This window comes from Roseibium sp. R5 (genome assembly GCF_055755305.1).
The window spans coordinates 4,821,138-4,841,846 of the sequence record NZ_CM146910.1 but is presented as its reverse complement, the minus strand read 5'-3'; the positions used below and the strand labels follow the sequence as shown (position 1 = coordinate 4,841,846).

The 20,709-nt window shown below is 58.2% G+C and carries 23 protein-coding genes; 10 read left to right on the top strand and 13 right to left on the bottom strand.

The genetic code is table 11. The features are described 5' to 3' along the window. Positions 1–70 precede the first annotated feature (70 nt). Positions 71–1,603, top strand: a complete 1,533-nt coding sequence (locus tag AC0J4F_RS22735) for a diguanylate cyclase (RefSeq protein ID WP_133952968.1) — start codon at positions 71–73, stop codon at positions 1,601–1,603. Between the two features lie 21 nt (positions 1,604–1,624). Here AC0J4F_RS22735 and AC0J4F_RS22730 read toward each other — a convergent pair whose 3' ends face one another. Beyond that, the gene (locus AC0J4F_RS22730; protein ID WP_133953069.1) at positions 1,625–2,977 is read right to left on the bottom strand and encodes a TIGR03808 family TAT-translocated repetitive protein; all 1,353 of its coding nucleotides are present in this window, start codon (positions 2,975–2,977) and stop codon (positions 1,625–1,627) included. A 175-nt stretch (positions 2,978–3,152) separates the two neighbouring features. Between AC0J4F_RS22730 and AC0J4F_RS22725 the strand changes: the two genes are divergently transcribed. Further along, positions 3,153–3,440: a hypothetical protein gene (locus AC0J4F_RS22725; RefSeq protein ID WP_473024837.1), complete on the top strand. Its 288-nt coding sequence runs from the start codon at positions 3,153–3,155 to the stop codon at positions 3,438–3,440. Between the two features lie 90 nt (positions 3,441–3,530). On the opposite strand, the gene AC0J4F_RS22720 is transcribed toward AC0J4F_RS22725, so the two are convergent. Beyond that, a complete protein-coding gene (locus AC0J4F_RS22720; protein WP_473024836.1) occupies positions 3,531–4,004 on the bottom strand; it encodes a YHS domain-containing (seleno)protein in 474 nt (157 codons plus the stop codon). Positions 4,005–4,292: 288 nt separating this feature from the next. Between AC0J4F_RS22720 and AC0J4F_RS22715 the strand changes: the two genes are divergently transcribed. Continuing rightward, positions 4,293–4,916: a TetR/AcrR family transcriptional regulator gene (locus AC0J4F_RS22715; RefSeq protein WP_133952965.1), complete on the top strand. Its 624-nt coding sequence runs from the start codon at positions 4,293–4,295 to the stop codon at positions 4,914–4,916. Here the strand turns inward: AC0J4F_RS22715 and AC0J4F_RS22710 are convergent. The 7 genes from AC0J4F_RS22710 to AC0J4F_RS22680 all read right to left on the bottom strand — a co-directional run bounded on the left by AC0J4F_RS22710 (position 4,879) and on the right by AC0J4F_RS22680 (position 12,014). After that, positions 4,879–5,487, bottom strand: coding sequence for a pyroglutamyl-peptidase I (locus AC0J4F_RS22710; protein ID WP_473024835.1), 609 nt, complete (start codon positions 5,485–5,487; stop codon positions 4,879–4,881). The two genes, AC0J4F_RS22715 and AC0J4F_RS22710, sit on opposite strands and share 38 nt — an antisense overlap. A gap of 8 nt (positions 5,488–5,495) precedes the next feature. Beyond that, positions 5,496–6,491, bottom strand: coding sequence for a methylmalonyl Co-A mutase-associated GTPase MeaB (gene meaB / locus AC0J4F_RS22705; RefSeq protein ID WP_133952963.1), 996 nt, complete (start codon positions 6,489–6,491; stop codon positions 5,496–5,498). Positions 6,492–6,604: 113 nt separating this feature from the next. Beyond that, positions 6,605–7,192: a DUF1131 family protein gene (locus AC0J4F_RS22700; protein ID WP_133952962.1), complete on the bottom strand. Its 588-nt coding sequence runs from the start codon at positions 7,190–7,192 to the stop codon at positions 6,605–6,607. A gap of 156 nt (positions 7,193–7,348) precedes the next feature. After that, a complete protein-coding gene (locus AC0J4F_RS22695) occupies positions 7,349–7,930 on the bottom strand; it encodes an LOG family protein (protein ID WP_473024834.1) in 582 nt (193 codons plus the stop codon). A 60-nt stretch (positions 7,931–7,990) separates the two neighbouring features. After that, entirely contained in the window at positions 7,991–9,379 is a 1,389-nt protein-coding gene (locus AC0J4F_RS22690) for a dipeptidase (RefSeq protein ID WP_420338358.1), read from the bottom strand. A 105-nt stretch (positions 9,380–9,484) separates the two neighbouring features. Then, positions 9,485–10,435 carry a cation efflux transmembrane domain-containing protein gene (locus tag AC0J4F_RS22685; protein WP_473024833.1) on the bottom strand — a complete coding sequence of 317 codons (951 nt, stop codon included), beginning with the start codon at positions 10,433–10,435 and terminating at the stop codon, positions 9,485–9,487. A 19-nt stretch (positions 10,436–10,454) separates the two neighbouring features. Next, the gene (locus AC0J4F_RS22680) at positions 10,455–12,014 is read right to left on the bottom strand and encodes a helicase HerA-like domain-containing protein (RefSeq protein WP_473024832.1); all 1,560 of its coding nucleotides are present in this window, start codon (positions 12,012–12,014) and stop codon (positions 10,455–10,457) included. Between the two features lie 164 nt (positions 12,015–12,178). Here AC0J4F_RS22680 and AC0J4F_RS22675 point away from each other — a divergent pair, with 164 nt between their 5' ends. Further along, positions 12,179–12,568, top strand: a complete 390-nt coding sequence (locus AC0J4F_RS22675; RefSeq protein ID WP_133952957.1) for a DUF2780 domain-containing protein — start codon at positions 12,179–12,181, stop codon at positions 12,566–12,568. A gap of 44 nt (positions 12,569–12,612) precedes the next feature. Continuing rightward, positions 12,613–13,020: a DUF4332 domain-containing protein gene (locus AC0J4F_RS22670; protein WP_133952956.1), complete on the top strand. Its 408-nt coding sequence runs from the start codon at positions 12,613–12,615 to the stop codon at positions 13,018–13,020. 93 nt (positions 13,021–13,113) lie between these two features. On the opposite strand, the gene AC0J4F_RS22665 is transcribed toward AC0J4F_RS22670, so the two are convergent. Both AC0J4F_RS22665 and AC0J4F_RS22660 read right to left on the bottom strand, forming a co-directional pair. Continuing rightward, positions 13,114–13,692 carry a carbonic anhydrase gene (locus AC0J4F_RS22665; protein WP_473024831.1) on the bottom strand — a complete coding sequence of 193 codons (579 nt, stop codon included), beginning with the start codon at positions 13,690–13,692 and terminating at the stop codon, positions 13,114–13,116. 30 nt (positions 13,693–13,722) lie between these two features. Continuing rightward, entirely contained in the window at positions 13,723–14,829 is a 1,107-nt protein-coding gene (locus tag AC0J4F_RS22660; protein ID WP_473024830.1) for an NmrA family NAD(P)-binding protein, read from the bottom strand. Positions 14,830–14,918: 89 nt separating this feature from the next. Here AC0J4F_RS22660 and AC0J4F_RS22655 point away from each other — a divergent pair, with 89 nt between their 5' ends. Both AC0J4F_RS22655 and AC0J4F_RS22650 read left to right on the top strand, forming a co-directional pair. Next, positions 14,919–15,515 carry a TetR/AcrR family transcriptional regulator gene (locus AC0J4F_RS22655; RefSeq protein ID WP_473024829.1) on the top strand — a complete coding sequence of 199 codons (597 nt, stop codon included), beginning with the start codon at positions 14,919–14,921 and terminating at the stop codon, positions 15,513–15,515. A 72-nt stretch (positions 15,516–15,587) separates the two neighbouring features. Then, on the top strand, positions 15,588–16,865 hold the full coding sequence (locus AC0J4F_RS22650) for an amidase family protein (protein ID WP_473024828.1): 1,278 nt from the start codon (positions 15,588–15,590) through the stop codon (positions 16,863–16,865). Here the strand turns inward: AC0J4F_RS22650 and AC0J4F_RS22645 are convergent. Together AC0J4F_RS22645 and AC0J4F_RS22640 are read right to left on the bottom strand one after the other, a co-directional pair. After that, positions 16,862–17,824, bottom strand: coding sequence for a DMT family transporter (locus tag AC0J4F_RS22645; RefSeq protein ID WP_473024827.1), 963 nt, complete (start codon positions 17,822–17,824; stop codon positions 16,862–16,864). The two genes, AC0J4F_RS22650 and AC0J4F_RS22645, sit on opposite strands and share 4 nt — an antisense overlap. Positions 17,825–18,027: 203 nt before the next feature. Continuing rightward, positions 18,028–18,360 (bottom strand): hypothetical protein, encoded by a 333-nt coding sequence (locus tag AC0J4F_RS22640; protein WP_473024826.1) that lies wholly within the window; start codon positions 18,358–18,360, stop codon positions 18,028–18,030. Positions 18,361–18,703: 343 nt separating this feature from the next. Here AC0J4F_RS22640 and minC point away from each other — a divergent pair, with 343 nt between their 5' ends. The 3 genes from minC to minE are packed head-to-tail and all read left to right on the top strand — an operon-like array spanning position 18,704 to position 20,658. Beyond that, positions 18,704–19,519, top strand: a complete 816-nt coding sequence (gene minC / locus AC0J4F_RS22635; RefSeq protein ID WP_473024825.1) for a septum site-determining protein MinC — start codon at positions 18,704–18,706, stop codon at positions 19,517–19,519. A gap of 54 nt (positions 19,520–19,573) precedes the next feature. Continuing rightward, a complete protein-coding gene (gene minD, locus AC0J4F_RS22630) occupies positions 19,574–20,395 on the top strand; it encodes a septum site-determining protein MinD (protein WP_008195504.1) in 822 nt (273 codons plus the stop codon). Beyond that, positions 20,392–20,658 (top strand): cell division topological specificity factor MinE, encoded by a 267-nt coding sequence (minE, locus tag AC0J4F_RS22625; protein ID WP_055672792.1) that lies wholly within the window; start codon positions 20,392–20,394, stop codon positions 20,656–20,658. Before minD ends, minE begins: the two co-directional genes overlap by 4 nt. Positions 20,659–20,709 lie beyond the last annotated feature (51 nt).

Genomic DNA, 20,709 nt, shown 5'->3' with positions numbered 1-20,709 from the left:
ATACTGAAAGGTATTCGGGATTACGTCAGGTGGGGACCGGTGGGGGTCTTTGTCCCGGGGAGACATATGCGTGCCGACCTTTTGGTTTCGGATCAGTGAAATAGCCTTGGTGGCAGGGCTTTATGTCCTGACTGCGCGGTTGGGGCAGACGCTTGCTATTCCTCCAGGCAACGTCACCCCGGTCTGGATGCCATCCGGTTTGATGCTCACTTGGGCGCTTCTGCGCGGGTCGCACATCTGGCCTGGTGTGATCTTGGGTGCATTCCTGGGCAACGTCTGGGCTTATGCTGATTTTTCATCGTTTGGTTCGGCTGTTCAGGTGCTCCTCGCTGGCATCTCAAATGGCATTGGCGATGTATTGGCATCGGTCGGATGCAGCATCGTGTTGCATCGCTATTTCCGCCCCTTTCGAATGTTCCAGAGTGTCTCTTCTGCGTCCGCCTTTTTGGTGATTGGTGTTGCAGGCGGTGCGGCGGTTAGTGCGCTAATTGGCGTGTCGGGGCTGTTGGCAGCCGGTCTCATCGATGCGCAAAACTACGGCAATACATTTGCGACCTGGTTTACCGGCGATGCGATCGGTGTCTTGGCAATCACACCATTTGCGCTTGCTGTTTATCTGTCTGACAAGACAGAACGCGTGTTGCCGGGTTTCGAGACAGTCGCCAATTTCCTCTTGATCCTGTCCGCCATTTACATTGCGTTTTGGAGCGATGTCGGCGGTCTTATGCAGAGTTTCGAACTCGCGGTCTTGCCGGTCTTGCTCATGTGGGCCTCCCTGCGCCTCAGCCGGATCTATATCTCTTTCGCGTTGTTGTTCTTGATTGGTGGCATCATTGTTCCGACCGCGCTGGGCCAGGGGCCTTTGCAGGGCATCGACAGGAACACCACCCTGATCAACACGCAGCTTCTGCTGGGTGTGATTGGCGTCCTGGTCCTGACCCTTCATGCAACGCGCGAACAGGTTCGCCAGCAGGTCCGGCATCTGGAACATGTCAAAGATACGCTCGACCAGAAAGTCCGTGAGCGGACTGCCGAACTGGAAGAGGCCAAGAGGAAAGCCGAAGAACTGGCGTCGACGGACGCTTTGACGGGTGCTCCAAACCGGCGCGTTTTCTTGAAACGTGGAAACGAGGAACTGAATCGCGCCATTCGCGGCGGCGAGGATGCCTGCGTGATCATGTTCGATCTGGATCACTTCAAGGAAGTGAACGACACCTATGGGCACCAAATTGGAGATCGGATCCTGAAGGATTGTGCTGCGGTGACGATGGGCTTCGTTCGCAACTACGATCTGTTCGGTCGGATTGGCGGGGAAGAGTTTGCAGTATTCTTGCCCAATACCACCGTATCAGGCGGGCAGAATGTTGCAGAGAAACTGCGTCAGGCCTTTTTGGAAAGGTCGGTGTCCAGTCACAAACTCAACTACACAGCAAGTTTCGGGATCAGTCCGGTTTTGGAAAAAGACCGGGCACTATCGATGGTTCTGCGCCGGGCCGATTTGGCTATGTACCGCGCAAAGGCAAACGGACGAAATTGTGTGGTGGTGTATGAGCCGTCACTGGAGGATAAAACCACGGGTGAAGGCTCTCCAACCCCTGCGTGAAACTCGCCTTTATGCGCCCACTCAACTCCAGATCTGATTGCTGTGCACCGTCAAATTGGAGAATTCGGACGTGCCGTTGAGTTCACCCGTCGCCCGCTCAAGCCAGCGGAACCCATTGATGGAGCCTTGCTTGGCGCCCTGAACGATGTTGTTCGTAATGACCGCCGGCCCGGCGCCGTCGGCAACGCTTACTGCAATCCCGATGTTGCAGTCCCGCAAGACGTTCTGTGATGCAATGATGTTCCGCATATACGGGCCCCAGCCGAGCAGCATGCCGTATTTCGGAACGCCCTCAATGACGTTGCCGGTTATCGTCGTATCGGCTTCGGCGGCAATCCCGATCCCAAACCCGGCGACATCGGGGGGATAGGGGCCTGTGTCTTTGATGTTCCGGATTAGGTTTCCGGAGCAAACAGCAAGCCTCCCGTCGTCAGCGAAATTGGCAATGGAGATTCCAATGGTGCCGCCGTCCGCGATGTTGTTGGCTATCACCGCGCCCTGGAAACCAAATTCGCTGTAAATGGCGGTCTCACCGGACCGCAAACAAGAGTTTCCGATGATCTGAATGTTGGATCCGGCATTGGAGCGGATCGCGGAAAAGGCACAGTCGGCCACCCTGTTGTTGGAGACAACAACACCGGCAGCCCGAAACACGTTGATGCCATTGCCGAACTGACCGGTGCCGCCATAGCGAGCGCTGATCCGTTCAACACGGTTGCCGGAGACGATGGTGCCGTCTTCACCGTCCTGCCAGCGATGGATCCATATACCGCCATTGGCGCAGTCCGTTACGGTGTTGCCGATGATCGAGAGGCCGGTAGCCTCATTGGAGCGGATACCGGCTTCGGCAGCCCCAGATATCCGGGAATTCTCGACCCGGCCGGAGCACCGGTCGAGCAGGAGCCCGGATTTGGTTGACCCGGCGACTTCGCATTCGTCGATCGCCAGATTGCGGACCCCAATGAAGTGCAAGAGACCGTCCGTGAAGTCGCCGATGGAGCGGTTCGCTCCATCAAACGTAATTCCGGTAAGGCCGATGTTGCTGACCCCTTCTGCCCGGATGAGCTGGCCGCCGCCGCCCTGATAAACAAGGCGCGTCCGGCCCGGAACACCGACAATCAGTGTACCGGACGGCAGACGCAAGTTTGCCACTGGATAGGTGCCTGCGGGCAGAAACAGGGCCCGGCCGCGTTCGACTGCCCGGTTGACGGCATTTTGAAACTGCGCGGTCTGGTCATTCGTGGCGTTGGGGATCAGACCAAGGTCAGCGGAATCGATCGAGCCGCGCAGATCCGCAACATCCATTGAAGCTCCAGCAGCTGTGCCGGAAAGACACAAAGCTGTCCCAGCAAGGAACGCCCGCCGGCTGGTCAGGACAGGCTTAGGGCATATTCTGGCGTCTTTTGGCACGGATCAGCTCCAAAACGGAAAATCGAGTTGTTTTGGAGTTCAAAAGAGCAAGCAGTGTGCCGAATGCGTGATGTTCCTGATTTTGACGCACTCTGTGCGGTTTGATATTCTTTGCCGGCTATGGGTGGAGGATCCGATAATGATTACCATTCAGGACTGCATCGGCATGTCCGATCTGGACGAGGCTGAAATCCTGGCTCTTGCCGAACACGAACATATCAGCGAAATCGCGGCGGCAGCACTCGGTGCTTATCTTCTGCATCAACCAAAGGGCGCGGATAAGATTGTGCGCATGATTGAGGACGACATTCGTGACGCCCTTGGTCGCGGCGACAAGGCCCACGCGAAGGAATTGTTCATGGCGCTTCGGCATTTTCTCCATGAGCACGCGGGAGAACTGAGCCGCAGGACATCTGCCTTGAGCTGAAGAGGCTGATCGGCCGGCCGGGAAGTGCAGGGACGAGAAAGGCGGAGATGAGGCCATCTCCGCCTGTCGGAGGTTCTTGCTTTTTAGGTATTACAGTTCGGACGGATCGACGTTTTCGATTTCAGTCCACTTGTCGTCGCCTTTTTCGATGAAGCCGGCCGTGTCCTTGTTCCAACGCTCCTGGATGCTTTCGGACAGGTTCAGGTAAAGCTTGCCATCAACGATTTTCCAGAGGTCCGGATCGCCATCTACCTTCACGCCCATCGCGGTGCCGAAGGCACAGAACCCGCCATATTGCGGCAGATACTTCTCAGGGTTCTTCTCAAAAAGGTTTTTGTTTTCTTCAGAGGTAAACCGGTAGGTCGCACCGTTGTGGACCGACGTGATGGAGAAATTGCCATCTTTCGGAGCGCCGTTGGTGAAATAAGACACCGGGTCAACGCCGCGCAGGGCCAGGCCGGTGACGGTTGCGTTGACATCAACACCTGCAGCGAAGGCGCTGGATACGAGAGTGCCGGCAACAACAGCAGCAGCAACGGTGCCGCGGATCAGATTAGCAAACATGTTTTATAAACTCCAAGGAAAGACAGGGTAATCGGCAAGGGAGTTCGTTTCGAAAATAAGGAACCAAATGGTTCCAAACTTATCAAAAAAATTTACCCTCACCGGTGAACCTAAATTGGGAACTCGGGTGATCATCTGCAAAGCACGAAGCGGTGAGCGGTTTGTGAGATCTTGAGAGCACCCACCTGAAATACCATGGTGTCCTGGCGATCGGTACCCGATCATCCTTGCAAACCGCCCGAAAGGTGCCGATGTTTGGAAGGCAGCTAAAGGAGGCTGACCAAACCGATGGCAAGACCAAGGGAATTTGAGACAGATGCAGCACTGGACAGTGCCATGAGCCTGTTCTGGGACCTTGGCTATGAGGAAGCTTCTCTTGCCCGTCTTCTGAAGACCATGAAGATCACCAGGGGATCGTTCTATAAGGCGTTCAAGGACAAACACGCGGTCTATCTGGCAACGCTGGACCGCTATGATCGACAGGTCGTGTCTTCGACGGTTGCTTTTTTGGGTAACCCCGAAAACGGGTCCGGTCGGGACCGCATCCTCAGCCTTCTGACAAATATCGCGGACATGGCCGAGACAGACGGCGACCGGCTCGGCTGCTTTTTATGTAACGCCATGGCAGACAAGGCAGCGCAAGGCGGGGAGATCGAACAAAGGTTGCAGGCTATGGCCATGAGGCTGGAAGCGGCCTTTCAAAAAGCCCTGGAAGATGATTTGACCCCGTCAGATCGTGCGGGCCACCGCGCCGGAGAAACAGCGCGGGCCCTGTTGGCGCTTTACTTTGGAATGCGTGTTTTGGGACGCGCCGGTCTCGCTGGCCGAATGGCGCGGGATTGCGTCACGCAAGCCGAAAACCTGATTGTCGGTATTACCGCATACGGCGGGCGAGTTCCCGCAGCAGACTAACCGCAGCATTCTCAACCAAGGCAAGGGACGGGCGTGGATCCCATCTCGTCCGCGGTAGCGGCGGAACGTGGACGAAAATGCTCGGGATGCCGGACCCGATGGAATCCCACAGCGTGGCATTGCAAAGGTACGTCCCCGCATTTTGAGACACCTTTGTTGAGGCTCCCGATTGCCGCGCCGCTGTGGCCAGATGTCCGGCGGGAAGAGTTGCAGTACGTGCACGTTCGCCCTTCGGGTCGAGCTCCGGATTTCCGGGGCCTTTTCCGTCGCTGTCGAACCGGACTTGAATGGCCTTGTTGACCGCACGGTTCTCCACGTTGATATCCTTCCGGGTGCCATCAACGCCGAAATGCACGATGGCATCTGGCTGGACTTCCCGGCGCAGCGCATCCGTAACGCTTGAGCGGGCCTCCCATGTCGTCGGCAGGACTTCAAAGTGATAGGCGACGCCGTGCTGATGCACACCTAGCCGCTTCGGGAGCCTTTTCATAAGGAGTTGCGTCGGATTGACAGGGGCCCCTGGAAAGGGGGTGAAACCGGTTACAAGTATTGTTTTTTGAGTATTCTTCATAAATCAAATCAATCGTTTAAGCCCATGAGGGTGGATAATTCATCAACGGCTACGGACACCGCCGTGGTGCCGTCGCGCACATCTGCTTCCAAAGTCTTCAGCCGGTTGGCGGTCTTCTGATTTGTTTTCAGAGATTCCATCAGGCGTTGTTGCAGTGTATCCCACATCCACGAGACTTGCTGGTCTGCACGGCGTTTTTGCCATTCCCCGCTTGCGGTCATGCGCTCGCGGTAAATCGTGATCTGCTCCCACATATGGTCCAGACCTTCATTGGCAAGCCCGGAGATCGTGATCACAGGCGGGCTCCAAGTCAGTGTTTTCGGAGCCAGAATATGCAGCGCTGCGCGGTAATCCGAGGCTGCTGCTCTTGCCCGGGTTGCGCCATCGCCATCGGCCTTGTTGACGGCGATCATATCGGCGATTTCCAGGACACCCTTCTTGATGCCTTGGAGCTCGTCGCCAGCTCCTGGCAACATGAGTACGAGAAAGAAATCGACCATATCGGCAACCGTTGTCTCCGATTGCCCGATGCCAACGGTTTCGACGAGAATGACATCGAAACCGGCAGCTTCGCACAGGAGCATCGTCTCCCGTGTTTTGGCTGCAACGCCGCCCAAAGTGCCGGCCGACGGCGACGGCCGGATAAAGGCATTCCGGTCGACGGCAAGGCGGGCCATCCGGGTCTTGTCGCCGAGAATAGAGCCCCCAGTGCGGGTGGACGACGGATCGACTGCCAGAACCGCGACTTTGTGGCCGGCTGCCGTGAGATTGGACCCGAAGGTGTCGATCGTGGTCGATTTCCCGGCGCCTGGAACGCCGGTGATGCCGACGCGAAGCGCCTTGCCGGTCCGAGGCAGGACTTCCTGCACCAGTTCCCGGGCGATCTTGCGATGCTCCGGTTTTTTGGATTCAACAAGCGTGATTGCGCGAGCAAGCGCAGCCCGGTTGCCTGATATCAATTGTCCGGCAAGGTGCCTTGGATCGGGTAAGGTCCTATGAGTCATAGGACCATGGCTTTACGCCAAGAATCAGCAAAGGTCACCAGCAACGTTTGGACGAGGAATGCTCGCCGCAAAGGCGCCGGCATTCCTCAAACCAGTTCGTTTAGGGTCCGAATCTAGGTCTTTGGTGTCCAAAGGATGCGCTGCAACTGCGCGTCAAAGAGTTCCTGGGCTGGTGGCAGCACGTCGAACGGACCGGTGTATCCCGGTATTGCGTAGACCAGTTCGACATTCGGATGGCCGGTTGACTCGCAGATTGCCATACCCCGCCACAAGTTGCGTCCAATGCGGCAATCAGCGCGCGCAGTGCCGATCTCCGCGAAGGTCATTCCAATGCGCTCGCCATTAGGGCCCTGCAAATGGTGGGTGACACCATGAACGGTGCGCACCTTGCCATTCTGTCCCTTGAAAACCTGCAAGACCTGAAAACCGTCAGTGTTGAATGCGGCCAATGCCCATTCTGTGTTGTTTTCAACGGCGGTCTGAATGCCCTCGGTGGTAAAGCCGGGAAGGGAGGCCTCAATCGCTTTTGGTGCATAAGCCGTTTCTGCGGTGATGCCGCCAACCCGGTCTTCGGTGATTTGCAACAGGGTGACATTGGATGTCCGGAACGCAGCTTCCGGGGCTGCAAGGTCCGCAGACGGCGTACAGGCTGTGGTCAGAAAAGCGGAAATCAGAAGGAACGCAGCAATCGGCGAACGCATAAACAAGATACTCCATCGGCCATGGGAACAGGCAATTTCACGACGCGGGTTTTAGCATCACCAATGGGATCGAGGAAACCATCCGCTCGTCAGTTTTAACACTCTTCACAGGGCATTTTGTCTCAATCATCCGAACCGGCAGACGTGCTCGTGATCTCAGGTTTCGTCCTTCTTGATCCACTTGGGTGTCGATGGCGGGGAATAGCGTTCAAACAGCGCAATAAGGTCGGCAGGCGCGTCAGCAATCTGCGCCATGTTCCGCATTTCTCGCTTGGTAAAGCCTTCCTGTGTCTGATGATCGAGGAAGGCAATCAGGTGGTCGTAATAGCCATTGATGTTGAGAAATCCGCAGGGTTTTTGATGATAACCGAGCTGGCCCCAGGTCCAGACCTCAAAGATCTCTTCCAGCGTACCGACCCCGCCGGGCAGGGCGATAAAGCCATCCGACAGGTCCGCCATCATGGCCTTGCGCTCGTGCATGGACTTGACGAGGTGCAGTTCGGTCAGACCCTGGTGCTCGATCTCCTTTTCCTTTAGCGAATGCGGAAGAACGCCGATCACCTCGCCGCCAGCTTCCAGAGCTGCATCGGCAACGCTTCCCATCAAGCCGACCCGCGCCCCGCCATAGACCAGCCGCATGCCTTTTTCGGCAATGGCCTTACCGGTTGCTTTTGCCGCGTCGTTGTAGTCTTCCAGCGCGCCGTAACTTGACCCGCAGAACACGCAAATCGATTTCATGGTTTTCTCCGAACTGGGAAATCCGGCCGCCTCTTGGCGGCCGGAGACTTGAGCTCAATCTCAGTCCTTCGCAAGCTCATCGAGAACCCGCGCCCAGGACCGGATGCCCTTGTGGAAGCTCTTGAGGTTGTATTTTTCGTTCGGCGAGTGGATCTGGTCGTCCTCCAGTCCGAAGCCGATCAGCAGGGAATCCATGCCGAGCATGCGCTTGAAATCACCAACGATCGGAATGGAGCCGCCCATGCCGGTGAGTGCTGCGTCCTTGCCCCACTCATCTTTCAAGGCCTTTTTGCCTTTCTCCAGAACCGGCATCGCGAAGTCGAGCCGGAGCGCCGGGCTGCCGTCCTTGGAGATGAATTCGACCGAACAGTCTGCCGGGATCTTGGAGCGGACATAGGCGCGGAACGCGTCCTGGATCTTTTCCGGATCCTGATCGCCGACCAGGCGGAATGTGAATTTCGCATGGGCTTCGGCCGGAATGACAGTCTTCGTGCCAGCGCCCTGGTAGCCGCCCCACATTCCGTTGACCTCACAGGTCGGGCGGGTCCACAGGTGCTCCAGTGGGGTGCGGTCGTTTTCGCCGCGCGGGTATTTCAGGCCGACATCGCCGAGGAACTCCTCGACATCAAAGCCGAGCTTGTCCCACATCGCGGTAACTTCTTCCGGCATATCGATGACGCCGTCATAAAAGCCCGGCAACGTGATCTTGCCGTTTTCATCATGAAGTCCTGCAATGATGTTGGCAACGATGTGGTTCGGGTTTTGTGCCGATCCGCCATAGGAGCCGGAATGCAGGTCGCGGCTGGCGGCCTTGACGATGATTTCATCGCCGACCATGCCGCGCAGCATGACGGAAATCGCCGGAGTATCAGCGTCCCATTGGCCCGTGTCGCACACCAGCGCCATGTCACAGGAAAGTTCGTCCTTGTTGGCTTCCAGGAACGGATGCAGGGACGGGGAGCCTGATTCTTCCTCGCCCTCGAACAGGATGGAGACATCGACCGGCAGATCTCCGGTTTCCGCGATGAAGGCGCGGGCCGCTTCCACGAAGGTCATCAGCTGGCCTTTGTCATCCGCAGCGCCGCGCGCAACGATGATCTTGGTGCCGTCTTCCTTGGTTTCGATGGCCGGATCGAACGGATCCCGGTTCCAAAGGTTCAGCGGATCGACCGGCTGGACATCGTAGTGGCCGTAAAACAGAACATGCGGACCAGGCTTTCCGGATTTGCGGTGTCCGACGACCATTGGATGGCCTTCCGTATCGCGGACGGAGGCCTCAATCCCGATGTCGTTCAATTCTTTCGCCAGCCACTCGGCAGCTTCCCGGCACGGGGCCTTGAATTCCGGGTCGGTGGAGATGGACTTGATTTTGAGGAGTTCAAACAGGCGATCGAGACTGTTGTCCAGGTCGGCATCAATGCGCGCCAATACCTTGTCGATGGAACTCATGACATGTCCTTAAATTATGAAACAGGATGTGAAAGGCCGGCTCACAAGCGGCCTTGAGAAGGGCATAAAAGGCCACAAGATCGGGCGGGGCGCAATGCGTTTTCCTTAAGCGCTTGCCACCGCTGGGGAAGTCTTGAGACCGTTGCGGGCGGTGACCATCACCTCCACGCGGGTTGGACCGACCACATCTTCAAGCCGCCCTGATACCTTATCCTTGAAAAGGTCGACGTCATGGGCCTCGATGGGCTTCAGCGGATCAATGTAGATGGCGGCATAATGCATGCGCCCGGCTTGCAGCACCGCAACCCGATGCAGCTTGTAACCATGTTCTTTTGCAAGATCGCGGGCAACGCGGGATACCTTTGAGTAAGTCTTTCGTGGCGCGCTGGTGCCGGACAGATCTGCCAGTGTGGACCGGAATGAAGAGAGTGGCTGCCAAATGATCACCAGGATCAGCAGCACCACAATCACCGCGTCGCCAATCGGCACATAAGGTCCAAGCGGCGTGTCTTGCAAGAAGGGTAGAGACAGGAGTGCAGCGCCAGTGCCGACGCTCAAGGCGCCGTCAATGATGGCAGCCCGGGATTCGGTTTTCAGCACCGCGCTGCGCTGGCCGGTCTTACGGTATGCGCGGTGATAATTGAAGGCAAGGGCAAGACAGATTGCGACAATGACGACCGAGTAGATGACTATCGGTCCGAAGACCAACTCTGGCACGTCGCCGCCAGTGAAGAATGTCCAGATCTTGGTACCTGAGACAAAGCCTGCAAAGACCAGGATGCCGATCAAAATGAGACTGCGAAAGGTAACATAAAGCACCTCATCGAAGTCATGCCCCCACGGGCGGCTGCGGGTGGCGGGAAGACCGACGCGTGCGCCAATCCGTGCAGCAGCAATCGCCGAAACGAAGTTGACGGCTGAATAAAGCCCATCCACGAGCATGGCGTCCGAGCGGGACAGCCAGGATGCGAGGATGCCGGCAAAGGCCATAAACAGGTTCGACCATTTCCCGACCTTCAGGGCACGCTGCTCGATCAGCAGTTCCGGGGACGCCATTGCCGTTGCTCCGTTCTGGTCAATTGCCGCGTTTCAATGATCCCATCAGACCGCGCACGAGGGCACGTCCAAGCGATGTACCGAAGCTTCGGGCAGCTGACTTCAAACCGGCTTCGAAAGCCGTGTCTCGCTGGCTGCGCCGCTGCGTCCGCCGCTGGCGGCTCTGCCGACGCGGACGGTCGTCACGCCCAAAATCCGGCAATTGAAAACCCGACCGCGTGCGGCGCGGTTCGCCGTGTTTTTCCGCGAACTTATCGTCCTTTTCCGCCTGTCTTTGCTCCATCCGCTGGGTCTCTTCGGCCCGGTTCATCAGAACTTCATAGGCAGATACCCGATCTCTTTGACGCTCATAGAGCCCGAAGACGGGGCTGGACTGGATTAAGGTCCTTCGTTCCGCCTGGGTGATTGGCCCGAGTTGTGAACAGGGCGGCCGGATCAGCGTACGTTGAACGATGGAGGGAATGCCTTTGCCTTCGAGTGTCGAGACCAGTGCTTCACCGACGCCAAGTTCGGTAATGACACGCTCTGTATCGAGATCCGGGTTGGGCCGGAAGGTTTCGGCTGCCGCCCGCACCGCCTTTTGATCGCGTGGCGTGAACGCGCGCAGGGCATGCTGGATCCGGTTGCCTAGCTGCGCCAGCACAGTCTCGGGGATGTCCAACGGGTTCTGTGTAACGAAATAGACCCCGACCCCCTTGGAGCGGATCAGGCGTACCACCTGTTCCACTTTTTCCAGAAGCGCTTTGGGAGCGCCGTTGAACAAAAGATGCGCCTCGTCGAAGAAGAAGACGAGTTTCGGCTTGTCCGGATCTCCAACTTCAGGGAGTTCTTCAAAGAGTTCAGAGAGCAGCCAAAGCAGGAACACGGCATAAAGCCGCGGCGCTGTCATCAGCTTGTCGGCAGCCAGGATATTCACCATGCCGCGGCCGTCCGGGGCCGTGCGGATGAAGTCGCGGATGTCGAGCGCCGGTTCACCAAAGAAATGCTCGCCACCCTGACGCTCCAGAACCAACAGTCGCCGCTGAATGGCACCAATCGAGGATTTCGAGACGTTGCCATAGACGGTGGAAAGCTCGGAAGCCCGCTCGGCCACATGGGTCAGCATGGCCCTCAAATCCTTCAGATCGAGGAGCAGCAGGCCTTCGTCATCGGCGAGCTCGAACAGGACATTGAGCACACCTTCCTGGGTGTCGTTCAGCTCCAAAAGCCGGGCTAGGAGCAGGGGGCCGATTTCCGATACGGTGGTCCGGATCGGGTGGCCTTGTTTACCGAGCAGATCCCAAAAGGCCGTCGGCACTGCTTCATAGTCGTAGGTCTTGTCGATCCCGACTTCTTTGGCGCGTTTTTCCAGGAAATCCTTGGAGGTGCCTGCTGCTGCGAGACCCGAAAGATCCCCTTTGATATCGGAGCAGAACACCGGCACTCCGGCTTTGGAAAATCCTTCTGCAAGGATCTGCAGCGAAACGGTTTTGCCGGTTCCGGTTGCCCCGGCGATCAGGCCGTGGCGGTTGGCCAGTTTCAATGAAAGCGCTTCGTCCTTGCCGCTGAACCCAACAAAAATCTGACTGTCCTTACTCACATTCGTCCCCCGAATCCGTCCCTTACGTCAGTAACCTAGCTCAGTCTTTTGAAAATTGCGCGTGTTAGACCAAATGCCGTCGACGAAGCTGTCATCGAGCCTGTATAGGGTGGCAACTTCAAACTTGCCGGAGGCCTCCGGCGCAATCTTCAGGACGTGACAACATGCAAGAACTGATCAGCCGCATCATGGCAAGAGCCGGCATTGAACAGCAGCAGGCCGAGGATGGTCTCGGGATCATCCTGGGCTTTTTGAACAAGGAAGCACCGGCAGAAAAAATGCAGCAGGTGCTCGATGCTCTGCCGGGCGCTGCCGACCTTCTGGCCGCGCGCGCAGGAACCAGTGGCGGAGGCCTTCTGGGCGGCCTTGGCAATATGATGGGTGGCACGATGGGCGCCATGGCCGCGCTCAACGAGCTCAACAAGGCCGGGCTCGGCATGGGTGAAATACAAGGGCTTGTCAAAGAACTCGTCTCTTATGCTAAAGAAAAAGCCGGGGATGACGTTGTTGATGAGGTTATTGCGAAAATTCCGGGACTGAGCCAGATCGTCTAACTGCCCCAGGGTTCGGCCGCCGGTGCAACGGGAGTGAATTGAGGATGTCTTATTCCATCGATGAGATCGAGGGCATCGGCCCGACATATGCGGCCAAACTCGGCGAAATCGGCATCAAGACAACGGAAGCGTATCTTGAGCGGGCAAAGGACCCGAAGGGCCGCAAGGCGCTGGAAGAGGAAACCGGCATTGACGGCAAGCGCATCCTCAAATGGGCCAACATGGCCGATCTGATGCGCATCAGCGGTGTCGGTGAAGAGTATTCCGAGCTTCTGGAAGCGGCCGGTGTGGACACCGTTAAGGAACTCAAGCACCGCAACGCCGCGAACCTTGCCGCGAAAATGAAAGAAGTGAACGACGAAAAGAGCCTCGTGCGCCAGGTACCGAGCGAGACCCAGGTCACAAAGTGGGTAGATCAGGCCAAGGAACTTGCGCCGATGATGACCTACTGATCGGTCCGGTCAGTCCAACTGTTTTTGCAGCGGGCGCGCCATCGGCGCGCCCGCCTCTATTCAGAAACGTGTCATAGGTGTTTTAGGCGAGGTTCAAAGAGTGGCGCTTGTTGGCGCGGAAGTCGGGACACGTTCGGCGCGCCAGTCCTGAAGCGGTTTTGCGGGGGCGATTTCCTCTACCAGCCCTGTTGCGACATCATAAAGGGTCGCCGAGACAGAAATCCCGCCGGGCACCTGTGCAGCCGCGCAGAGCCGGTCGATATCGCCCATCAAGTCGGACCGTTGATCGCGGATCGCATATTCCGAAACGTCGATGCCCATCTTTTCTTTCATCATCGCCTGCATTTCCGGCTGCGCCAGCCTTTGCGCGCCGCACTGCGTGTGTTGCATGAGAATGATGTTGAACCTCGGCTCCTGGCCATTTGTCGCCGCACGAACTAGAGCCGCCAGGGTCGCGACCTCCTCGATTACAGCACGGGTTACCCGCCCGCCGGTATTCCGGATCACGACGGCGTCTCCAAGCTCGAGCCCGAAGAGATGGGCCGGATCGGTGCGGGCATCAAGGCAAGCGATGATGAGGGTTTGCAGTGTCGGCAATATGGGCAGATCCGCCTTGTCGAAACTGGAGGCAAACGCCTTGTTGCGGTTAAGGAGCTTTGATTGCGGGGTCATGGGGGATAATCCTTTTCGGTTCAAAGTGGTTCAGGCGACGCGGGCCGCGGGGAGGCTGATGGATGCCGGTTGGTGTGTTGCCCGCCAGGAAGCGTCGTCTTGTGCGAATACCGGCGCGGACAGCTGGACGTAATCCCTCTCCGCTTCGGCGCGCTTCAGATCAAACGGCCGGGTTGCCAGGATCTTGGCAAAGCGGGCCATGGCGCCCAGGCTTCCCAGGGGTCTTTTCACCAGCCCAGGTTGTCCGGCTGCATGTTTGCGCACAATCGCTTCAAAGCTCTCCGGTTCCTGCCCGCCAATTCGTGCAACGTGATCCGTCGGTGCGTTCACCGCAAAGCTGCCACGCCGGTATTCGGCTGCATAAAGGGCAAGCTGCGTGACGGCGGCAACGGAGTAATTGGAGGGCGGCAGAGCCTTGAGCGCCTTCACCATCATCCGTTCGGAAATGTCCATGTAGCGTACCCGGCGGCGCAGCGCGCGGCTCATGGCGGCGGCAATGTCATTGGGAGAAAGCAGCTCGGGCCCTGTCGGACGGTAAGTTTGACCGGCATGTTTTGCGGGATCGGTTAGGGCCGCCACCACAACGCGAGCAATGTCCTCGTTCGACGGCGGTGCATTTTTCTTCTGATCCCCCGCACCAAGCGGCATGGTGAAGAGGCCCAGATGCGCGGCCATGTCGAGAACCATCAGATAATTGTCCGCAAACCAGCCGGGATTGACGGTGGTGACCGACATTTCCGGACGCATCCCGATCAGGATGTCGCCAAGATATACTTCCCGCGTAAACAGCGACGGGTGGTCCGCACTCGAGAGCCACTGGCTGAGGGTCACGACATGGTCCAGCTTGGCCTCATAGGCCGCTGCCGTGAAAACGGCGTTGAAGTGTAGGCCATTCGGTGCCGTCGGAGCGCATTGATAAGCGCGGCTGACGCCTGTCATCGCGGTGCGCATATCGGTTAGCGAATATTGATTGCCGACGAAAACCTCCGCACCGGCCCGTTCCAGCGCCTCTGACCGATGATCCTTCCGGCGTACGAAGGCGCGCACCGGGTAGTCTTGCTGGCGGAGCTGCAGGGTGACGTGCAGGCCGGTTTTTCCGGCGGCACTTGTCACGAGAATTTTGGGAAGGGTCTTCATGCGCGATGTCCTTAATGATGATAGTTGTCATCTATAAATTAGATGATATACGTCATCATTAGTGTCAAGAAGATTTTCGGAGGCTTTTGATGCCGCGTGTGTCGAACGAAGAAAAACAACGAAATCACAACAAGATAGTCGATGCAGCCGCCCGATTGTTTCGGGAGAACGGGATCGAGATGACCAGTGTTGCCGATGTGATGAAGGCCGCCGGCCTGACCCATGGGGGGTTCTACAGGCACTTTGGCTCAAAGGAAGACTTGATCTCAGCTGCGCTGGATCGTGCGGTCGATGACGTTTTGAAAGAGGGTGAAGAGGCTCCGGAGGGGGCAGCGCGCGCACTGGCGCGAGACGCCTACATCGCACGGTATCTTTCGGAAGATCATTTGTCGGGGCGCGGCAAAGGATGTCCGTTGGCGGCCTTGGGAACGGAACTCGTCCGGATGAACGGGGCCCCTCAGGACGCTGCTCAAAATGCGGTCGATCGCACGGTCCGGTTGCTTACTCTGGGCGAGGGGAAACGGGGTCCGAAGGGGCAGGCCGTACTTGCCCTCCTGCTTGGCTCCGTGGTTCTTGCCCGCTTGACGGACGGCGATGACGACAAGGGCAAGATGATGGAGGCTGCGAAGACCGCCGCTGCGCTGCTGGAGGACGCGTGGCCGGTCGAGACGGGCGCAAACACTTAAGGCCCTGTTCAGAACGGCCAATCGTGCTATCAGGTTCAGACAATAAGAACTTTTGGCAAGGGTTGGGCGAAAATGAACGCAGCGGTTTCCTGGGATGCAACAACGGTGGGTCAGCGGCTGGACGCAGCCCTGGAGAAGGCAAAAAGCGACCCTGCGGCGGCCCAAGTCTACATCAAGCTCCTGGAGACACGTGCCCGCCAGCAGGTGGCGAAAGTGGCCGAAAATGACGGTCCGCTCAAAGGAGCACTGGTCAGCGTCAAGGCGCTGTTTGATGTTGCCGGGGAAGTGACGACGTCCGCCACGACAGTTCTGAAAAACGATCCGCCGGCAACGGAAGATGCGCCTGCGATTGCCCGGCTGGATGCGGCGGGGGCGGTGTTCACCGGCCTGACCAACATGTCCGAATTTGCCTATTCCGGGCTCGGCCTCAATCCCCATTACGGCACGCCGGAAAACGCGCTTTATCCGGGCTGTGCGCCGGGCGGATCGACCAGTGGCGGGGCGGTCGCCGTGGCGCTGGGCCTGTGCGACATTGCGATTGGCAGCGACACCGGTGGGTCTCTGCGCATCCCAGCGGCGTTCAACGGCATCACCGGTTTCAAACCGACGCAAAGCTCCGTTTCGATGGCAGGCGGCAAGCCGCTTTCCGACAGTCTGGACAGTTTTGGCCCGATGGCAAAAACCGTCGCGGAATGTGAACTCACCTGGCAGGTGATGGCAGGGCGGGAAACCATCCCGGTAGAGCCCAAGGCGGCTCGCCTCGTGGTGCCGAAAAACTTCGGCTTTGACGAGATCGAGGCGCCCGTTGCCGAGGGTTTCAAGGCCGTGGTGGAAAAATTGCGCGCAGCGGGTTTTGAGATCGTGGAGAAGGATCTCGCCGTCATCGATCTCTACGCAAAGGTTCCGCCGTGGCACATGACCTCCGTGGAATCGCGCGCCCATTACGAGGATCATTTCCAGTTATCACCGGAACAGTTCGACCCGCGTGTGCATGCGCGCATGGGCCGGGCGGAGGAGATTTCTGCCGTTCAGTACCGGCAGACGCTGAACCGGCGTCAAACCTTGATTGAGGCCTTTGCGGAGGAGGTCGGCAGCGACATTCTCTTGCTGCCGACAACACCCATTCTGCCGCCGAAGATTGCCGATCTGGTGGATGATGGCGATTTCAACCGGCTCAATCTTCTAGCTCTGCGCAATCCCTCGCTCGCCAACGTCTGCGATGGCTGCGGCATCGCGCTTCCCTTTCAAAACGCCGATCACACCTTGAGCGCCATGCTGGTCGCACCGGGCGGTCAGGACGAGAAGCTTCTTGCTTGCGCCAAGGCGGTAGAGAGTGTCCTTCCTACCTAATCCGGCTTTTCGTCGTCGTCCTTATCCTCCGCCCGGTTGACGCTGGAGGCGTAGCCGGTATTGAAGCGGAAGCTGGCACTGCGGGTGACAGGGCGGCGGGCGGAGACGTTTTCCTGGGCCTCGCGCCAGACCACGAACAGGCCGGACGCGACAATGATCGCTGAGCCGAGCGCCACATAAAAATCCGGTGTTTCTGAAAAGAACAGCGCGCCGAACAGGGCGGCCCACAGGATCTGGCTGTATTGCAACGGCGCGACTACGGCGGCGGGCGCGGCCCGGTAGGCGCCGATGATGGCCGATTGGGCAATCACCGACAGAAAGCCGATTGCGGCCATTAGTCCGAGATCGCCCACGGCCATCAGCTGGTAGGAGCTGGGCATCAGGATGGACATCACGATCAACATCAGGATCATCGGATAAAGGATCAGGACCGCAGAGCGCTCTTGCCCGCCGATTTTGCGCACCAGGATCGAGGAGACCGAGTTCGCGCTGGCCGACAAAAGCGCGGCGATGTGGCCAGCGGACAGTGCGCTGACACCGGGACGCAGGACGATCACCACGCCGATCAGCCCGACAATGACCGCGATCCAGCGCTGAAAACGGACGGTTTCGCCAAGGAGCGGTACGGACAGGGCAGTGACCAGCAACGGCGTGGCAAAAAGGAGGGCATAGACCTCGGCAAGCGGCAGAACGGTAAAGGCATAAAACCCGCCGGACATTGCAACGATCGCAAGGCTTGATCTTAAGAGCACCAATCCGGGCCGCCGGGGGCGGAAATTGTCCGCCTTGCCGTCCGCCAGAATGATCAGGGAGACGGGCACAAAGGCGAACAGGACCGAGAAGAAGATGATCTGGAAGGCCGGATAGGTGCCGCCGAGCGCCTTGATCAAGGCGTCATGGGTGGAAAAGATCGCAAAGCCGCTGAGAGCGAACAAAAAGCCTTTGAGCGATGCGGACATGGGCAGCGGCCTTGAAGAAGCGGGTTTTTTGAGGGTCTGGCCATATGCCGAGTGGCATGGTCAGGGAATTTCCTGCGGTCTGATAGAGCGCCGCACCGGCACAAGTGTTAGCAGAAAAGCGGGCACTGCCAAAGGCGGGAACGGTCCGGAATCAAGCCGCTTTGCACATTTTTCTAATCGGTTTAATTTTCTGCTCTGCAGCCTCAGACAAAAACCCGGGCAAGGGTGGCAACGGCAAGGGCGGTGGCGGCGCGTTTCGGGCCGGCAAGGTCGGAGGACATCTGGCTCGGCATGTTCAGCGTGACACGGTTGAGGTCAGAGGCCTCCAGATGGTCAAGGTCGGCCGATTTTGCTGCTTCTTCGGCAGACCGGCGCACGTCGTCGAGCATCTGCACGAGGGACTGCCAGATGTGCAGGGGCGGCGCCTCATTTGTGTTGCGCCAGCGAACAATTTCGTCTGCAGATGATTTGAGGACACGGGCTGCCTCGTCCTGAGACAGACCCAGATAGTCCATTACATCGCTGAAATTACTCATAATTGTTCCAGGTTCGGTCAGCGCGCTCTGTTGTTAGATAGCTTATATTGCACTGCAATATGGCAAAAGTGAAGCTTTCATCTGGAATTCGGTTAACCGGCGGCGGCTCAAATTGACAGAATCGCCCTGTATTCGCGGTGATTCCTGCCGATTGGATCGGCAGTTTTGTCAGGTCTGCGGCGGAAGACCAATCAGGGAGACGTCGCAGACCCGGCAATTGCCTGAAAACTCGGAAGAATTTGGATATCCGTGGAAAACGGTCCGCTGCCCAATTGTCCGGTTCGGTTAATGATAGGTTTATGCGACTAAGCACTCCGTTTGAGAAAGACGCCGGGCCTCTTTGATGAAATTCAAGGGAAAATCCTTCATTGCGATCGTGCTATCTCCCGAGCCGCCCTATCAGGACTGGTTCAAGGAGATCGACCGGATCATCGCGCGCACACCGGGATTTTTCATCGACCGGCCGATCGTTCTGGACGTGCGCGGCACCAAGATCCCGATCGAGGACCTTGAGACCGTTCTGGACGGCTTGAGCAAGCGTTCCATCCGGGTTTTCGGCATTGACGGGATTTCCGGAACGCGCCTCAAACCGGGAATGCCGCCGAGTTTCGGCGGTGGACGACTGACGGCTGATGTCGAAATCCCGGAAACTGCCGTCGGGAGCGAGTCGGCGACAGAGGCTGCGGGCCAAAAGGCAGTCGGCAACACCGATGCGCCCAAAAAGGCTGCGAAAACAGATGCATCCGATCCGGACCCGGCAATCAAGACTGCTGAGAAGCCGGTTGCCAAGAAAGCAGATCGGCATCCCCGGGCGATGCCTGAGGCCAATGGGTCATCAATCGTCATTACCGAACATGTCCGCTCCGGTCAGAGCATCCTGCATCCGGATGGCGACGTGACGATTGTCGGCTCGGTCAGCTCCGGCGCAGAGATCATTGCGGGCGGATCAATCCACGTTTACGGCGCCCTGCGCGGCCGCGCTTTGGCCGGGGTCTCCGGACGGGATGGCGCGCGGATCTTCTGCTCGAAACTGGACGCCGAACTGGTGTCCATCAATGGACTTTACAAGGTTGCCGATGACTTCGACGCGGCTCTGCGCAACGCACCAGCGCAGATCCGCTTTGAAGACGAGAGCCTTGTCTTTGAACAACTGAGTTAACTCTGGTCGGGGCCGTGAAGAGCCTTTGCACCGTCAACAAGTGGGACGAACACCATGAGCAACGCAACGGTCGTTGTGGTCACGTCAGGCAAGGGCGGGGTTGGCAAGACAACCACATCCGCCGCAATCGCCTCAGCGCTGGCCAAGGAAGGTTATCAGGTCTGTGCCATCGACTTCGATGTGGGCTTGCGCAACCTGGACCTGATCATGGGCGCGGAACGGCGCGTCGTGTTCGATTTGGTCAACGTGGTGCGCGGCGAGGCGACCATCAAGCAGGCTTTGGTGCGCGACAAGAAGCTGAACAACCTGTTCTTGCTGCCGGCTTCCCAGACCCGTGACAAGGATGCGCTCACCGAAGAGGGCGTTGCGAGCGTCATCAGCGAATTGCGCCATTACTTCGACTGGATCGTCTGTGACAGCCCGGCTGGCATTGAGCGCGGCGCGACGCTGGCCATGCGCCACGCCGATGAAGCCATCATCGTTTCCAACCCGGAAGTGTCCTCCGTGCGCGACTGCGACCGGATCATTGGGCTTCTGGACGCCAAGACGCAGGTTGCGGAGCAGGGCGGGCGCATGCCCAAGCACCTCCTGATCACCCGGTATGACAGCGCCCGCGCCAAAACAGGCGAGATGCTGGCAACCGACGATGTGGTGGACATCTTGTCAGTGCCGCTCATTGGCGTGATCCCGGAAAGCAAGGACGTCCTGAAGGCCTCCAACGTCGGCCTGCCGGTCACGCTGGCCGATGAAGGTTCGCCCGCGGCCCGTGCCTATATGGAAGCAACGCGCCGTCTTTTGGGGGAAAACATTCCCGTCACCATCCCGGAAGAAAAGAAGGGCTTGTTCGGCAAGATCTTCAAGGGGAGGGCGGCATGAACATCCTGAGCCTTTTTGGCAAAAGAAGCCAAAGCGCTTCTGTTGCCAAGAACCGGCTGCAGATCCTTCTCGCGCACGAACGCTCCGGAAACAGCGATGATGCCGCGCTGATCTCCAGTCTTCGCGAGGACATCCTGGCCGTTGTCGCCAAGCGTATCGATATCGACCCGGATGCCGTCCGGCTTGAAATGGACCGGGAAGGCGATGTCACCACGCTGGGTATCGACATCGAACTGCCGCCGTCCGCAGCCCGGGCGTCCTGACACAACGAAAATCTGAAGACAGCCGGATCGGGGTCCCCGGTCCGGCTGTTT

Excerpts from the sequence above, each read along its gene's own strand:
- AC0J4F_RS22725 (WP_473024837.1), top strand. The coding sequence starts at position 3,153 with ATGATTACCATTCAGGACTGCATCGGCATGTCCGATCTGGACGAGGCT.
- AC0J4F_RS22720 (WP_473024836.1), bottom strand. The coding sequence starts at position 4,004 with ATGTTTGCTAATCTGATCCGCGGCACCGTTGCTGCTGCTGTTGTTGCC.
- AC0J4F_RS22715 (WP_133952965.1), top strand. The coding sequence starts at position 4,293 with ATGGCAAGACCAAGGGAATTTGAGACAGATGCAGCACTGGACAGTGCC.
- AC0J4F_RS22710 (WP_473024835.1), bottom strand. The coding sequence starts at position 5,487 with ATGAAGAATACTCAAAAAACAATACTTGTAACCGGTTTCACCCCCTTT.
- meaB (WP_133952963.1), bottom strand. The coding sequence starts at position 6,491 with ATGACTCATAGGACCTTACCCGATCCAAGGCACCTTGCCGGACAATTG.
- AC0J4F_RS22700 (WP_133952962.1), bottom strand. The coding sequence starts at position 7,192 with ATGCGTTCGCCGATTGCTGCGTTCCTTCTGATTTCCGCTTTTCTGACC.
- AC0J4F_RS22695 (WP_473024834.1), bottom strand. The coding sequence starts at position 7,930 with ATGAAATCGATTTGCGTGTTCTGCGGGTCAAGTTACGGCGCGCTGGAA.
- AC0J4F_RS22690 (WP_420338358.1), bottom strand. The coding sequence starts at position 9,379 with ATGAGTTCCATCGACAAGGTATTGGCGCGCATTGATGCCGACCTGGAC.
- AC0J4F_RS22685 (WP_473024833.1), bottom strand. The coding sequence starts at position 10,435 with ATGGCGTCCCCGGAACTGCTGATCGAGCAGCGTGCCCTGAAGGTCGGG.
- AC0J4F_RS22675 (WP_133952957.1), top strand. The coding sequence starts at position 12,179 with ATGCAAGAACTGATCAGCCGCATCATGGCAAGAGCCGGCATTGAACAG.
- AC0J4F_RS22670 (WP_133952956.1), top strand. The coding sequence starts at position 12,613 with ATGTCTTATTCCATCGATGAGATCGAGGGCATCGGCCCGACATATGCG.
- AC0J4F_RS22665 (WP_473024831.1), bottom strand. The coding sequence starts at position 13,692 with ATGACCCCGCAATCAAAGCTCCTTAACCGCAACAAGGCGTTTGCCTCC.
- AC0J4F_RS22660 (WP_473024830.1), bottom strand. The coding sequence starts at position 14,829 with ATGAAGACCCTTCCCAAAATTCTCGTGACAAGTGCCGCCGGAAAAACC.
- AC0J4F_RS22655 (WP_473024829.1), top strand. The coding sequence starts at position 14,919 with ATGCCGCGTGTGTCGAACGAAGAAAAACAACGAAATCACAACAAGATA.
- AC0J4F_RS22650 (WP_473024828.1), top strand. The coding sequence starts at position 15,588 with ATGAACGCAGCGGTTTCCTGGGATGCAACAACGGTGGGTCAGCGGCTG.
- AC0J4F_RS22645 (WP_473024827.1), bottom strand. The coding sequence starts at position 17,824 with ATGTCCGCATCGCTCAAAGGCTTTTTGTTCGCTCTCAGCGGCTTTGCG.
- AC0J4F_RS22640 (WP_473024826.1), bottom strand. The coding sequence starts at position 18,360 with ATGAGTAATTTCAGCGATGTAATGGACTATCTGGGTCTGTCTCAGGAC.
- minC (WP_473024825.1), top strand. The coding sequence starts at position 18,704 with ATGAAATTCAAGGGAAAATCCTTCATTGCGATCGTGCTATCTCCCGAG.
- minD (WP_008195504.1), top strand. The coding sequence starts at position 19,574 with ATGAGCAACGCAACGGTCGTTGTGGTCACGTCAGGCAAGGGCGGGGTT.
- minE (WP_055672792.1), top strand. The coding sequence starts at position 20,392 with ATGAACATCCTGAGCCTTTTTGGCAAAAGAAGCCAAAGCGCTTCTGTT.